Genomic DNA, 14296 nt, shown 5'->3' with positions numbered 1-14296 from the left:
CATTTTGCTTAGGAGCGTAGACGCTTACTTCAACTATCGGGCGTTAAATCCGTCTACCAAGCATACCTTGCCTAACCCCTGCTGTGATGGACCTCTACAATACGCTGGCTCTGCTGATGGTCGTGGCGGCGGTGTTTGCTTATCTCAACCACCGCTTTCTGCGTTTGCCCGGCACAATCGGCTTGATGATTCTGGCCCTGGTTTCCTCGCTGCTGGCCATTGGGCTGGGGCGGCTGGGCGTGGCCGGGGTGCTGACCGTGAGTGCACTCGTGCGCAGCATCGACTTTCACACCGTGCTCATGCAAGTCATGCTCAGCTTTCTGCTCTTTGCCGGCGCCCTGCACGTGGATGTGCGCGCCCTGGGGCAGGAGCGCGCGGCGGTGGGGGCCATGGCCACGGCGGGCACGCTGCTTTCCACCGGCCTGGTGGGTACCGCCTGCTACTATCTGCTGCCCCTGTTTGGCTTGCCCACCGCCTTTATCTACTGTTTGCTGTTCGGGGCCTTGATTTCCCCCACCGACCCGATTGCCGTGCTCGGCATTCTCAAGCAGGCCCGCATCGACAAGCGGCTGGAAATCCGGATTGTGGGCGAGTCGCTCTTCAACGACGGCATCGCCGTGGTCGTGTTCGTGAGCTTGTTTGAGATTGCCCGCTTCGGGGCCGAACGCGCCACGCCGGGCGTAATCGGGCAGCTGTTTCTGCGGGAAGCGGTGGGCGGCATCGTGCTCGGCGCCGCGCTCGGCTACCTCACGTACTGGGCCCTGCGCTCGATCGACAACTACAAAGTGGAAGTGCTGCTGACCCTGGCCCTGGTGATGGGCGGCACGGCCTTGGCCACGGCCCTGCACACGTCCGGCCCGCTGGCCATCGTGGTGGCCGGGCTGATCGTGGGCGATAAGGGCCGGGCGCTGGGCATGTCGGATCAGACCCGGGAGTACCTCGACAAGTTTTGGGAAGTGCTCGACGAGATTCTCAACGCGGTGCTGTTCGTGCTCATCGGCCTGGAAATGCTCGTGCTCGACATCAGCCGCACCACCCTGCTGGTGGGCGGGGTGGCCATCGGGCTCGTGCTGGCGGCCCGCTGGGTGTCGCTGGCCGTGCCCTTGGCGCTGCTGCGCGGCCGGGTGTCTTTTGACCGGGCCACACTGCGGGTGCTGACCTGGGGCGGGCTGCGGGGGGGCATTTCGGTGGCGCTGGCCTTGTCGTTGGCCAAGGACATGCCCCGGGATCTGATCGTGGGGGTCACCTACGTGGTGGTGGTGTTCAGCATCATCGTGCAGGGGCTCAGTATCGGGGCGCTGGTCCGCAAACTGGGGTTGAGCACCGTCGAACCCACTGCCCCTGACGACCACTAAACTGGCTAAGAGCAAGTGCCGATGGCCACGCGCCACCAAACGGTAGGGGACGGCCAACGAATAGCCGAAGCGCCCGATACCGGGCCGTTGCACCTGCTGCCTGGGGGCGCGCGATTCCGCTCTCGGCTGAAGCGACTTCGAACTAGGTGGCCGCGTCCAGCCACTGGCGGGCGGTAAACTCTCGAACACGCGCACCGTGAGGTAAGCACTTAAATTGCGCAGCACGCCTGCGGTGTGCAGGCGGTGGTGGGGATCCGGGGCGGGCACCACGGCGTAGCGGATTAACGGCGTTTCGGCTACGGTTTGGGGCAGCCAGGTATTCAGCAGCCACTGCTGGTCAACCTCGGCCGGTGCCTCGGGCATGGCGTGGTGATCCGCCACCACGGCCGGCAACTGAAAGCGCCGCAGCAAATTGCGCAGGTGTCCGTACAGGGCCCGGAATTCGAGGCTGGTCAGGGGGGCGCCCGACCAGGGCAGCTGCCTGTAGGCTTGGGGCCCGTAGGCAACCGAGCCCCCCAGCGTTCGAGAAATAGCCATACGTTGGCAGCACGCGCAAAGCAGGAATGGTTGCGCTGCTATACGAACGGAGGGCACTTTTAGGTGATCCCATTAGCAGAGTCCGCCGCCCAATTCGGTAACGGGTAAGCGCAAGGGTTTGGCCGCGTCGGCCAGCCGCTTACGGGCCGCCCTCCTCCGAGCGTAACTTTATTTACCAAGGTTATCCTATTCACAATCAAGGCCTTACGAATCTAAGGAAATTGCCGTTATCTAACTTCGCTTTCAGCTACTCGTTGAAAGACAAGGAGTTACTTACTTTATTTGCCATCCCCGCCTATGCATTTGTTTCCCGTTCCTTACCTGTTGCTAACTACAGTCCTGCTGGCGAGCGCCAGCTCGCTGACCCTGACGAGTTGCTCTTCCGACAAACTAACGGAGGGGTCGCTCCTCGGCCGGCGGGCCATTGACCGCTTGGAAACCTACGTGAGTGCGGTGGAGACCAACCCCGCGCGGGCTTTGCCCGACTCGTTTGCCACCCGCTTGACGGCCGCCCAGCAGTACGCCACCCCCGGCGATACAACCCAGCAAACCCAAATCCGACGCTTGGCAGCGCGCTACCACCAAGCGCAGCGCGCCAGCTTAAGCAGCCCGGCGCCGACTAGTGCCGATCCGGTTGCCGCAGCGGCTGCCCCCGTGGCGGCAGCAACGGCGCGGGAAGCCCCGGCGCCGCGCTACAAAACCAGAACTTCGGCCGCGGCCCTGACGGCGGCCAATGCGCGTCAGACCTACGAGGCCTTCGTTCAGCACGTGCAAGCCAACGAAGACCACTACGACCTCGGGGACTGGCGGGCCGTCAACGCCGATTGGCGGGCCTTAGACCAACAGTACGATCAAATCAAGGACAACGTAAGCGGCAACGACAAAGCGGAGATTGCCAAAGAGAAACTAAAGTACGCCGCGTTTAAGTCGTTTGATAAAGCGAAAGGCCGCGTTTCGCAGGCCGGCGACGTGGTAAGTGGCAACCCCACGGAAGCGAAAGCCAAAGGCGGGGGCGTGCACCTCAAGCAGACTGCCAAAAACGTGCGTGCCGATGCCGGGCGCCTAGCCCAAGACGCGAAACAGACCGGGAAGGATATCGGCCACGGGACCAAAGAAACCGGCCAGGAGGTTGGCCAGGGCGCGGCCAAGGTCGGCAAGAAAGTAGGCGGCGCCGTCAAAGAGGTCTTCCACGGCAAAGACGACAAGCAAGAGTAAGCGCGCCTCCCGGTCAGCCAAGACAACAAAACCTTTTTCATAAGCTAAACAGGACGGCCTGCCTCGGGCCGTCTTGTTTTTTGGGTGGAGACGGAAGTTTCCCGAGGCCGCAATCCTTGCCGCGGCAGGCGTCAGGTGCCGAGCGAGAAATCAAATACCACCCGCGAGCCATCGGGCGCAATGGCCAGCATTTGAATCATCCCCCGCTGCGCCGAGAGCAGAGCGGCCTCGATGTCCTTGACGGTACCAATCGGTTGACCATTGATAAAGGCGATAATCGTATTGCTGGGAACACCAATCTGGTGAAAAAAGCCGCCCTGGCGAACGTCCGTTACCAATACGCCCGAATTCAAACGGAATTGCTGCTTGAGCGCGTTCGGGACGGGCGCGAAGCGCGCCCCGAGCTTATCGTAGATGTTGCCCAGGGTGGCCGGGCCTTCTGCCGCCGGGCGGGCAGCGGGCTCGGCCTTCAAGGTCACGGTCACCGTGTTGGTTTTGCCTTGCCGCTGATAAGCGAGCTTGAGCGCGTCGCCGGGCGCGTGCCGGGCAATCAACTCGGAAAATTCGGCCGAGGAAGTTAGCGCGACGCCATCGAGGCGTTGAATGATGTCGCCTTCCCGCAACCCGGCCGCCGCCGCCGCGCTGTTGGGTTGCACTCCGGTGATGTATACGCCCGGCACCGCCCCGGGTTTGAGGCCCTGCTGCAGCAAATACTGATCTTCGGCCGCGGGCGCGGGAAAGGCAACCCCGAGCACGCCCCGGCGCACGGCCCCGTACTCTTTTAAATCGTTGAGGATCTTTTTGGCCAGGTTCACCGGAATAGCGAACGCGTAGCCGGCGTAGCTGCCGGTCTGCGAAGCAATAGCCGAGTTAACGCCCACTAATTCACCGGCGGTATTGACCAAAGCCCCGCCGCTGTTGCCGGGATTGATGGCGGCGTCGGTTTGAATAAACGATTCCACGCCCGTATTGCCCGCGGACCCGGCGGCTCCGTACGCTTCGCCGCGGCTCGGGCGATTAATAATACCGATGCTGCGGGCTTTGGCACTGACGATGCCCGCCGTCACCGTGGTGTTCAGGGAAAAGGGGTACCCCACGGCCACCACCCATTCGCCGACCTGCACGCTATCGGAGTTGCCAAATTGAATGGCCGGCAGATTAGCAGCCTTGATTTTGAGCAGGGCCAGGTCGGTATTCGGGTCCCGGCCGACCAGTTCCGCCGGGTACGTTTGCTTGTTGGGCAGTACCACCTGCATGCCGCTGGCATTTTCCACTACGTGGTTGTTGGTGGCGATATAACCGTCGGGGGAAACGATAATGCCGGATCCGGAACCCATGGCCGTGCCCCGCCCAGTTGAAGGCCCATACCCCTGGCCCGCTGCCTGACCGTAGCCAGTTGGGGCGTTGTAGGTGGTTTTGATGTGCACAACGGCGGGAGTGGCGGCTTTGGCGGCCACCACAAAGTCCCCGATGCGGTTGGGTGCTTGGCTCGGGGAAGCAGGGGAAGCCCCCGCCGGGCTGTTGTCTCCAATACGGGCCGCCGGGCGGTTCGGCTGATCGTTGCTGTGCGGGGTCTGCGCCTGACTTTCCTTGCTGGTACAACCGCTGGTAAGGTGTACCAGCAAAGGGACTGTCCAGAGCAATGAAGAAATAAATTTTGGCATGATGGGCGAGGGTAAAGACAAGAGGGGCGGGAGGTGGAGCATTTAAAAACCTGCGTTGCCTAGGGTCCAAGCTTGGGCTTTGGGTAGGCACGGGGGTATGTAAATGATTAAGGCTGGGTAAGGGGGCTAGGTTGCTAGTTAGAGGCCGGCAATGCCGGTGCCGCCCGGGCAACCGGTACTTCGTTGGGCCCCGCGGGCCAGCCTTCGCGCTGGCGCTGGCGGTTGCCGTCGGTAACTTCGGTTTGGTCGTGCCAGAGGATCTGCCGGGTGGGGAACGGCAAATCTATCCCCGCGGCGACGAGCTTGTTTTTGATGGCTTCCAGTACTTTGTCCTGGGCATCGAGCACGTCGGCTTGCCGGGGCGGGTTGATCCACCACCGGGCCCGGATGTTGACGCTGCTTTCCGCCAGGTCCATCACCAGCGCTTCGGGCGCCGGATCCGGCAGCACCCCTTCCACTTCTCGCATGGCTTCGAGCATCAATTCCCGGGCCCGGGTAATGTCGTCGCCGTAGCCGATGCCCACGTCGTACTGCAGGCGGCGGGTTTCGTAGGCCGTGTTGACCGTGACGGCGTTGGTGAAGAGCTCGGCGTTGGGAATAATGACGCGGCGGCCGTCGTAGGTTTTGATGGTCGTGGCGCGGGTTTGAATGTCTTCGACCGTGCCCTCGAAGTCTTTATACTTGATTTGGTCGCCGATCTTGAAGGGCTCGGTGAGCAGCAGCAGCAGGCCGGCCAGAAAGTTCTGAAAGATGTCCTTGAAGGCAAAGCCGATGGCAATGCCGCCCACGCCGAGGGCGCTGATCAAGCTGGCGGGGGTGAAGCCCGGCAAGACAATGGTTACCGTCACGAGCACGCCGAGCACCAGCACGGCGACGAAGGCCAGCCGGCTCAGCAGGAGCGACAAACTCTGACTGCGGCGTTTCGACTGCGTAACTCGCTGCACGACGGTTCGTACCCCCCGCGCCAGCAGCACGAACAGTCCTAGCACCACTACCCCGAAGACCAGGTTGGGCAAGGCGGCCATCAGGTCCCGGCCGATTTGGTTGAGTTTCTGCCACGCAATCGAAAAATCCATAGTCGGGTTTGGTAAGGCACTAACAGGGCTACTTTACAGTCCTCCTTCGTCTTTAAATTAGATCCCAACTAAATATGCCAGGGCTCCTTGGTTACCCAGGCAACTCGTCCGGGCTGGCATTTCTGAGAATTATGGAGGAGGCTTTAACTGTTGTGCCAGCCTTGGCCGCGTGCTTGGTTAACTTTTCGGTCTGGCCAATGCACCCCGGTCGATTACCGTCGGGCGGGTTCAATTCGTCTACCCGCTGATCGGGCAGCGCTTAACGGCGGTGCCGGAACCAGCCTGCCTAGGCGGCCATGGCCTGACGGCAGGCTTCTTCGCCGCGGCGGCAGGCCGCGGCGCACTCCTGGCAGTGCGGGGCCGCGTGCTGAGCACATTCGGCGCCGCAAAGGCGGCAGATTTCCGCGCACTCCCCGAGTAAATGCGTTGCGTGGGGGGAATTACGCGCCAGCAGCCGAGCGGCAAGCGCACAGATATCGGCGCAGTCCCGGTCAAGGGTGATGCAAGGCACCATCATCTGCACATCGTCTTCCCGCAGGCAGGCAGAGGCACACTGCTCACAGGCGGCCACGCAGGCCTGTAGAGCGTCGAGCAATGGTTGGTTTAACTGAGGCATGAGCTTAAGCTTTTACGAGGGGAAATCAATAACCTCTAGGTTTACCCCCTGGCAGCGCAAAAAGTTAGTTGCGCGTAACTATTTCTTGCACAGTTGCTTCGCTTGTCAGCTACCTGTTTAGCTTGGAACAAGTGCCGGAAGCCGGTCGGTTGGTAAGGGTGGTGGCTAACGCCAAGCGGCAGAATTACATGCCTGGTGCCGCTACCGCGGCCGTCCGGCCGTGTTCGCTGGCGCCGATCCACTCGCAACCGCCCAGGTTAAGCCACAGCGCCCCGTCGGCTTTACCTTACTTGCTGGTGGTCCTCGATATTTTGCAGTTCATGCGCGGTTTGTTGCCGTTTTTTTCGTTGGCTTGCAAACTGTTCTGCCGGCTTGCCACCTGCACCGTTTGCACGATCATGGCGTAGCGGTCCGCTTGAATCTCCGAGCCGTATTCCAGGGCGTAGTATTTGGTGAACTCGGCCCCGAAATACAGAATCAGGGCGGAATAGTACACCCACAGAAGCACCACCACTGAGCTCGCCGTACCGTAGGCGCTGCCGACGTCGCTGGTCTGCAGGTAAAAGGTGATGCCAAACTTGCCCACCATGAATAGAAGAGCCGTAAAAACCGCTCCTACGGCGACGTCTTTCCAATCGATATGAGCGTCGGGCAGCACTTTGTAGATGATGCCAAACAAGGCCGCGGTTATAAGCAGGGTGAGGAGCAGGTTGCTGACGTACACCAGCCCCACGGTGGTACCCGGAAAAATTTGTTGGAGCCGTTCTAGCAATCCTTCCAGCACCCCGTTTACGAGCAAGGAAATCAACAGCAGCAAGCCCAAGCTGATGACCAGCGAAAAGGACACCAGCCGGGTTCAAAGCATTTTAAACCAGCCGGCATCGGGCCGGATTTTGAGCTGCCAGATGCTGTTGAGGGAATCCTGCATCTCCGTGAACACCGACGTGGCCGCTACGACCAGGGTGACGAGCCCGATCGTGGCCCGCAGCGGGTTATTACCGTCAATGGCCGCGTGCGCCATAATCTGCTGAATTTGCGTGGCCGTAGCCGGTCCAACTAATTGTTGGATGAGGCTGAAGATCCGGCCCTCAAGGGCGGCTGCCCGCCACAACAAGTTGGAGCAGAAAATAACCACCATCAGCATCGGACCAAGCGAGAAGAGGGTGTAATAGGCCAGCGAAGCACTGAGCTTGGGTACTTTATCGCGCATAAAGCCGGCGCTGGCTAATTGCAGTAGGGTGGCTAGCTTTTTCAGGGGTAAGGGCTTCATAGTCCACTGGTTGATTTAACAAGAAGTAGTTTGTTTGCCTGGTCCGGGCGCAGCCTAAGCAAGCGAACCGGTTTACCAAGCTGGCCCGCTTGCATAGGCTGCGCCCAGGCTCGCGTCGTACCACAAGCCGGCTGCCAACTACGGGCGGCTTTATTCTGACTAAGTAATGAGGACTTACCAGGTGTTTACGGGTTAACGAGCAGAAATGCGCCGTTGAATTAGCGCCCGGCGGCACTGTCTCTAAGCAGCGGGGTGTGAAACGAGGTGTCCGTTGCCGTTGCCGGGGTTACCGTAACGGCCGCTGGCCCGTCAAATAAATCATAGGTTGGCCAGCTAGTAATATGCTTGATCTTATCGCGGATCAACGCGCCTAGCTCCGGGAAATACGCCGCGTTGTTGGCCCGGCTGTTCAGTAATATCACCCAGGTATACCCGGTGCTGGTGCGCTCGAGCAGCGCGGAGCTGCCCGGTAACGACCCCGTGTGGCACCAACTGTTTTCCGCGTTGACCCACCACCCGAGCCCGTAACCCGAGTGCAGGTCCGGGTTGGGCGTGGTCATTTGCTGGAGCGTGGCGGGGGAGAGCAGGTCGGGCTTGGTGGCAAAGCCATCGACGGCCACCAGAAACCGCAGCAGATCCGGGGCCGAGGCTATCCAGCCCCCGTGCGCATCCATCGCTTCCAAGTAAAACCCGCCGTAGGCGAAGGGCACCCGAATCGAGCGGCTGAAAATCGAGGGCACCAAGTGGCTGCCCAGGGCGGCATAGTAGCGCACCTCCTCGGTTTCCGGGTTCGTTGGAATACTGGCCCCGATGCGCATGGCCGTGATGCCAAGCGGGGCCAACAAGTGGGTTTGCACGTAGTCTTCGTAGGGCTGATGGGTGAGCTGCTCGATCACCCGGCCCAGCACGCAGTACCCCACGTTGGAGTAGGCGTAGCGGGTGCCGGGCGCGAAATCCAGGGAGCGGTTCAGGGCGTAGCGAATGATGCTTTTAGGGCCGGCCGGGGGATACACGTCCATGAGCCGGGCAATCTCGACGGGATCAAACATCACGTCGGTGCTCACCTCCCGGTCCCAACCGGCCGAGTGTTCCAGCAAGTGGCGGATGGTGATCTGCGCCATGCGCTCGTCGGCGAGGGTGCCGTAGGAGCTGTCGGCTAAAATGCCCCGGGGACCAAACACGGGCGAATCCAGCTGTAGTCGCTGGGACTCGACCAGCAACATGATGGCCGCAGCCGTGATGGGCTTGGAGAGGCTGGCAATCCGAAACTGATGGGTGGGCTGCACCAGCGTCTGCGCTTTGCGGTGGGCCAGGCCAAACCCGCGGGCGTACACCAGCCGGCCGTCCTTGGTGAGGGCGACGGCGCCCCCGGGAATGCGCCACTTCTGCAAAAAAGCTTGAACGGCGTCATCCAGGGGCTGGAGGGCGGGCTCGTAACGCCCCGTTTGGGGATGCACGAGCACGGACACGGCCGGCGCGGCCGCGTCGGTTTTGTCGGCCAGCGGCTGGGTGCCCAGGTAGCGCACGAAGTCCAGCGCGTTGTCGGCGCGGGGTGGGACCAGCGCGCGCGCGCTGGTCCCACCCCGCGCCGAACGCTGGGCAAGTCGCACGTAGTCTTCCACCAGCCGATAATGGTATTTACTGGCGTAAAACAAGAGCACATCCCCGCTTGGGTCTTGGTGTTCGAGTTCCAGGACCACGTCCGGCGACTGGGCCAAGGCAAACCGGTTCCGGAAACTGCTCGCTTCTCCTTCCTGCTCGCGCGCGGCGGTGGAAAAGAACACGGTGATATCGTTGGGCAACGGGGGGCCTTGGGTTAGGGAGTCAACTAAGCGCAGCAGCGCCGCGGCCCCGTTGCCCCCTATTCTAGCACCCGCCACGGCCGGGCGGGAATACTGGGCAAACAGCAAGATGGTGCCCTGGCTGTGCGTTCCCGGGAGGGCGGCCACAATCTGCTGGTCGTAGGCGGGCCACAGCGAGCAACTGGTTGAAAAGCTATCGGTCGGCATCCGGGGGTGGAGTTGCTCGAGCAGCTCGGGATGCAACCCGTACGCTTGCAGGGTGGCCAGCAGGGCGCTGGTGGGTTGGTCGATCAGCCTTAGGGAAGTGGCGGGGGGCTTCTGAGGAGGGGAATAGATGAGGGTGCTTACCACCCACAGCAAGACAAGCGCCGCGCCTAATATCAACCCGATCCAGCTTTGCTTTTTGTTCATAGGTTGTGGGGTGCGCCCACCTAAGTTGCTTGGCAGGTCCGGCGCGGCTGCCCCAGTAGAGGTGCCGGCCGCGGCCAAAAAAGACGGGTCGGGGTGCGCTTACGTTTCCACAACCGGTGCTGGCCCCGCCGCCGAGCGCAGCACCAAAAAACCTAGCGCACCCGCCACCAGCGAAGCGAGCAGAATGGCTAGTTTAGCCACTGCTTCTTGCTCGGTATTGCCACCCAGCGCCAGCAGGGTTACGAACAGTGACATGGTAAAGCCGATGCCGCCGAGCAGGCCCGCTCCCCACAGGTGAGACCAAGAAACCCCGGCCGGCAGCGTCGCCCAGCCCAAGCGGATACAGCCCCAGGACAGCAGCCCAATGCCGAGGGGCTTGCCCACCACCAAGCCCGCCAGGATACCCAAGCTCAGCGGGGACCGCAACTCGCTGACCACCGAGGCGTCGATGGTGAGGCTGGTATTGGCGAAAGCAAACAGCGGCACGATGCCCAGGGCCACCACCGAGTGCAAGCGCTGCTCGAGCTTCTGGGCCGGAGAACTGATGGTTTCTGCTAGGTGTTCGAGTTCCTCGCTGATGGTGCGTGGATCGGCTTCCTTGCCTTGCGCCTGGTGCCGAAGCAACTGCAACCGCGCGGCCACCAAGCGCAGCAGCGCGGGGCGGGAATGCCGGATGCGGGCGGGGATGGCCACGGCCAGCAGGACTCCGGCTAGCGTGGCATGCACGCCGGATTCGAGCGTGTAGTACCAGAGCACCACTCCCAACAATAGATAAGGCCACTGGCTGCGCACGCCCACCGCGTTCAAAGCCAGCAGCACAACCCAGGTGGCCCCGGCCAGCAGCAAAGCCGACAGGTGCAATTGCTGAGTGTAAAAACCGGCGATAACCAGCACCGCCCCGAGGTCATCGACAATGGCCAGGGCCGTCAGAAACACCTTCAACCCCAGCGGCACCCGTGAACCCAGCAAGTGAAGCGCGGCCAAGGCAAAGGCGATATCGGTCGCCATGGGAATGCCCCACGCGCCGGCCGTGGGCGTCCGGTGGTTGAAAGCCGCAAACACGAGGGCGGGTACGACCATACCCCCGAGCGCGCCGGCAAGGGGCAGGGTCGCTTGGCGGAGGGAAGCGAGTTCGCCGTCCAGCACTTCGCGCTTGATTTCCATGCCTACAATCAGGAAAAAGACCGTCATCAGCCCATCATTAACCCAGTGCAGCAAACTTTTATCGAGCACTATCCCGTTAAGGCGAAACACGAGGTGCTCGTCCCAAAGGGCAGGAAAGTAGCGCGCTGGGCCCCAAGTGGTGTTGGCCAGCAATAGCGCCAGGCCGGCGCTGAGCAGCAGCATAATGCTCCCCGCGGCTTCGCGGCGGAAAAACTCGGCAAACGGACGAACTAGGGGCCGGATAAGTTGAGGTAGATTCATGCAAAAAACGAGCAAGCGCAGGTAAGGTTGACGTGGGGGCTTCGGCCTTTATATTAAAAATACCGGGATCATGCAGTCGGCAGCCAACTGCGTGCACATCAGTTCTCCCACCTCATGGGGCCCGAACCAACCCGGCCAGCCTCGCCACCCGTTGTTGCTTTGCCGGGAAGTCGCCCCGGGGGCCGTCGGCCGCCCGCCTTCGCTCAGCTGGAAAGAACGGCTTTGGTTGGTACGCAAACCTTTGGTGAGCAGACGGTTGGAGACGATGAGCGGGCGCGCCATAGGCAACGGAAGGTAAGGAGTAAAGGCGGGAAGCAACCAAGGCCGAGGGGGAAACCGAGCGCTAGGGTACCGCTTCCGTCTCTGTTAATACGCGCCCGGCAAGTGATCGGTGTCATTTCAAGCGGCGGGGAGTTGCACCCGGGCGGGAGCAACCAGCAGAAAACCGGACCCACCCCGGGGCTTGCTAACCGAGTACAATTGACGAGCAGAGTTGTATTCTTGCCCAACTCTTCTTCTTTAAGTGCCTCTGCGCCCATGAACTTTTCGCTTTCGACTTGGCTGCGCCAGCGTTTCGATCTAGTCCACGACATGGCCGAGCCAGCTGCCATCATGGCGTACGTGGAAGGGGGCATCACCTTTCGCGGCACCAACCTCTGGGTGCTCATCTTTGCCATCCTCGTGGCCTCGGTGGGGCTTAATGTCAACTCGCCGGCCGTTATTATTGGGGCCATGCTTATTTCGCCCCTGATGGGGCCCATCGTGGGCATCGGCTTCGGGGCTGCGACCGGGGAAGTGGAACTTATCCAGCGGGGCGTGAAAAACCTGCTCATGGCCGCCGGCATCAGTTTGCTGGTCTCGGCTTTATACTTCCGGCTTACCCCGCTTACCGATGCGGGCTCGGAATTGCTGGCCCGCACCCAGCCCACCACCTGGGACGTGTTCATTGCCTTGTTCGGCGGGGCCGCCGGGGCGGTGGGCCTCACCCGCCGCTCCCGCGGCAACGTGTTGCCGGGGGTGGCCATTGCCACGGCCTTGATGCCGCCGCTGTGCACGGCCGGCTACGGGCTGGCCACCGCGCACTGGGCCTATCTGTTCGGGGCGCTGTACTTGTTCTGCATCAACTCCATGTTCATTAGCCTTTCCACCTTTCTGGTGGCCCAGCTTCTACCGCTGCCGCACCACCAGTTCGCCAGCCGGCGCCGGGCTCGTAAGGTGCAGCTGAGCATCTGGCTGTTGGCGGTGGTAACGGCCGTGCCGAGCGTGTACCTGGCCACCGGCATTGTGCGCCGCACCACGTTTCAGCACAACGCCCAGCAGTTCGTTGACGAGCAGCTCACCCCCCCCGGCACGTACGTGGTAACGCGCCGCCTCGAGCCCGCCACCCGCACCATCAAAGTGCTGTTGGTAGGTCAGCCCCTGTCGGCGGCCCGCTTGCGCGCTGCCCAGGCCCAACTGCCGCGCTACCGCTTGCCGGACGTCCACCTGGTGGTGCGCCAGGGGCTGACCCAGCTAGATTCGACGGATGCCCAAACCCTGCGCAGCAGTTTGCTGGAGGATATGCGCAGCCACCACGAGCAAACCCAGGCCCGCTTCACCCAGCTGCAGCAACTGCTCACCCAGGCCGACAATCCCGCCGTGACGGGCCTGCCCGCCGCTCCCGCCCTGCTGGCGGAAGTACAGGTCGAGCATCCCAGCGTGGTGCAGCTTGGCTTGAGCCGCCTCGTGCAGCCCGCCGTTGATTCGCTGGCCGCCGATACCACCGTAGTGGTAGCGGTGCGCGTTCAGCGCCCACTGCCGGCCGCCGAGCAGCAGCGGTTAAGTCAGTGGCTGCGCTTGCGGGCGGGCGGCCAGCGCGCCGTGCAGCTGTTGGTGGAGGCAAATAGCCGGTAGCCAGGCTCCGGAAAGTCGGGTGCCGCACCTGCGCCCTTCGGCCAAATCGCCCCGGGGGTGCGTATAAACGAGCGTACTTACTGCTTGTCTATGTTCGCTGCTACCGATCTTCAACGTGCTTTTCACCTCCTCTCCGGCAAGCTGGTGCGCTGGCTGCAGCAGCTGGTGTTGCTGCTGCCCAACCTGCTCATCGCCCTGCTGATTTTAGGGGCCACCTTTTTCGTTGCCCGCTTGGTGCGGCGGCTAACCGGGCGGTTTCTGCCCCGTATCTCGCACCACCCCACGCTCAACAATCTGATTGGCACCATCACGTATGCGGGGGTGATGTTGCTAGGCGTATTTTTCACGCTCGAAGTGCTGGGCCTCAACAAGACGGTGGCCTCCCTGCTGGCCGGGGTGGGTATCGTGGGCCTGGCTTTGGGCTTTGCCTTCCAGGACATCGCGGCCAACTTTATCAGCGGCATCATCATTGCCATCCAGCGGCCCTTCTCGGTGGGCGACGTCATTCAAACCGACTCGTTTTTCGGCACCATTGAGAGCGTCAACCTGCGCACCCTGGACCTGCGCCAGGTGACCGGCGAGTTGGTGCGCGTGCCCAACCGCAAGGTGTTCGAGAGTGCGGTGATCAACTTTTCGGTTACCACGCGCCGCCGCGTGGACGTGGAGTGCGGGGTGGCGTACGACTCGGATTTAGAGCAGGTACGAGCGGTGGTGCTGGCGGCCATGCAAAACTTTCCCAAGCTGCTCACCGACCGCGCCCCGGAAGTGATGTTCACGGGTTTTGCCGACAGCGCCATTACTTTCACCCTGCGCTTCTGGATTCCCTACCAGCGGCAAGTGGACTACGTGGAAGCGAAAAGCGAGGCCATTATGCGCATCAAGCGCGCGTTCGACCAAGCCGACATCGTTATTCCTTTTCCTGTGCGCACGCTCGACCTGGCGCCGGTTTTGCGGGAGCAGCTAAGTTTGAAACTACCGCGCCCGCTGGATTAAGTTGCCGCGCCGCGTTTCCAGACCGGTTATGCCGGCTGG

10 protein-coding genes and 1 pseudogene are annotated in these 14296 nt (G+C 62.0%); 4 read left to right on the top strand and 7 right to left on the bottom strand.

Annotated features, from left to right (window positions below):
* Positions 1-86 precede the first annotated feature (86 nt).
* Both P1X16_RS20845 and P1X16_RS20840 read left to right on the top strand, forming a co-directional pair.
* Positions 87-1355 carry a sodium:proton antiporter gene (locus tag P1X16_RS20845; protein ID WP_277233287.1) on the top strand — a complete coding sequence of 423 codons (1269 nt, stop codon included), beginning with the start codon at positions 87-89 and terminating at the stop codon, positions 1353-1355.
* A gap of 834 nt (positions 1356-2189) precedes the next feature.
* Positions 2190-3107 (top strand): DUF6565 domain-containing protein, encoded by a 918-nt coding sequence (locus P1X16_RS20840; RefSeq protein WP_277233284.1) that lies wholly within the window; start codon positions 2190-2192, stop codon positions 3105-3107.
* A 131-nt stretch (positions 3108-3238) separates the two neighbouring features.
* Here P1X16_RS20840 and P1X16_RS20835 read toward each other — a convergent pair whose 3' ends face one another.
* From P1X16_RS20835 to P1X16_RS20805, 7 genes and pseudogenes are all read right to left on the bottom strand, one after another.
* A complete protein-coding gene (locus tag P1X16_RS20835; protein WP_277233281.1) occupies positions 3239-4771 on the bottom strand; it encodes a trypsin-like peptidase domain-containing protein in 1533 nt (510 codons plus the stop codon).
* Between the two features lie 134 nt (positions 4772-4905).
* The gene (locus P1X16_RS20830) at positions 4906-5847 is read right to left on the bottom strand and encodes a mechanosensitive ion channel family protein (RefSeq protein WP_277233279.1); all 942 of its coding nucleotides are present in this window, start codon (positions 5845-5847) and stop codon (positions 4906-4908) included.
* A gap of 286 nt (positions 5848-6133) precedes the next feature.
* Positions 6134-6463 (bottom strand): four-helix bundle copper-binding protein, encoded by a 330-nt coding sequence (locus tag P1X16_RS20825; RefSeq protein WP_277233276.1) that lies wholly within the window; start codon positions 6461-6463, stop codon positions 6134-6136.
* A 286-nt stretch (positions 6464-6749) separates the two neighbouring features.
* Positions 6750-7673 (bottom strand): annotated as a pseudogene (locus P1X16_RS20820) (YihY/virulence factor BrkB family protein).
* Positions 7674-7951: 278 nt separating this feature from the next.
* On the bottom strand, positions 7952-9946 hold the full coding sequence (locus P1X16_RS20815; RefSeq protein WP_277233273.1) for a serine hydrolase: 1995 nt from the start codon (positions 9944-9946) through the stop codon (positions 7952-7954).
* A gap of 99 nt (positions 9947-10045) precedes the next feature.
* Complete coding sequence (gene nhaA / locus P1X16_RS20810) at positions 10046-11371, bottom strand: Na+/H+ antiporter NhaA (RefSeq protein WP_277233270.1); 1326 nt, start codon at positions 11369-11371, stop codon at positions 10046-10048.
* Positions 11372-11419: 48 nt separating this feature from the next.
* A complete protein-coding gene (locus P1X16_RS20805; protein WP_277233268.1) occupies positions 11420-11653 on the bottom strand; it encodes a hypothetical protein in 234 nt (77 codons plus the stop codon).
* A gap of 255 nt (positions 11654-11908) precedes the next feature.
* Between P1X16_RS20805 and P1X16_RS20800 the strand changes: the two genes are divergently transcribed.
* Both P1X16_RS20800 and P1X16_RS20795 read left to right on the top strand, forming a co-directional pair.
* Entirely contained in the window at positions 11909-13264 is a 1356-nt protein-coding gene (locus tag P1X16_RS20800) for a DUF389 domain-containing protein (RefSeq protein WP_277233265.1), read from the top strand.
* A gap of 90 nt (positions 13265-13354) precedes the next feature.
* Positions 13355-14257 carry a mechanosensitive ion channel family protein gene (locus tag P1X16_RS20795; RefSeq protein WP_277233262.1) on the top strand — a complete coding sequence of 301 codons (903 nt, stop codon included), beginning with the start codon at positions 13355-13357 and terminating at the stop codon, positions 14255-14257.
* Positions 14258-14296: the final 39 nt, after the last annotated feature.

Origin of the sequence: Hymenobacter sp. YC55 (assembly GCF_029433095.1) — a bacterium.
Taxonomy (GTDB): domain Bacteria; phylum Bacteroidota; class Bacteroidia; order Cytophagales; family Hymenobacteraceae; genus Hymenobacter.
The sequence above is the reverse complement of the archived record's forward strand: the minus strand, read 5'-3'. Positions and strand labels throughout refer to the sequence as shown.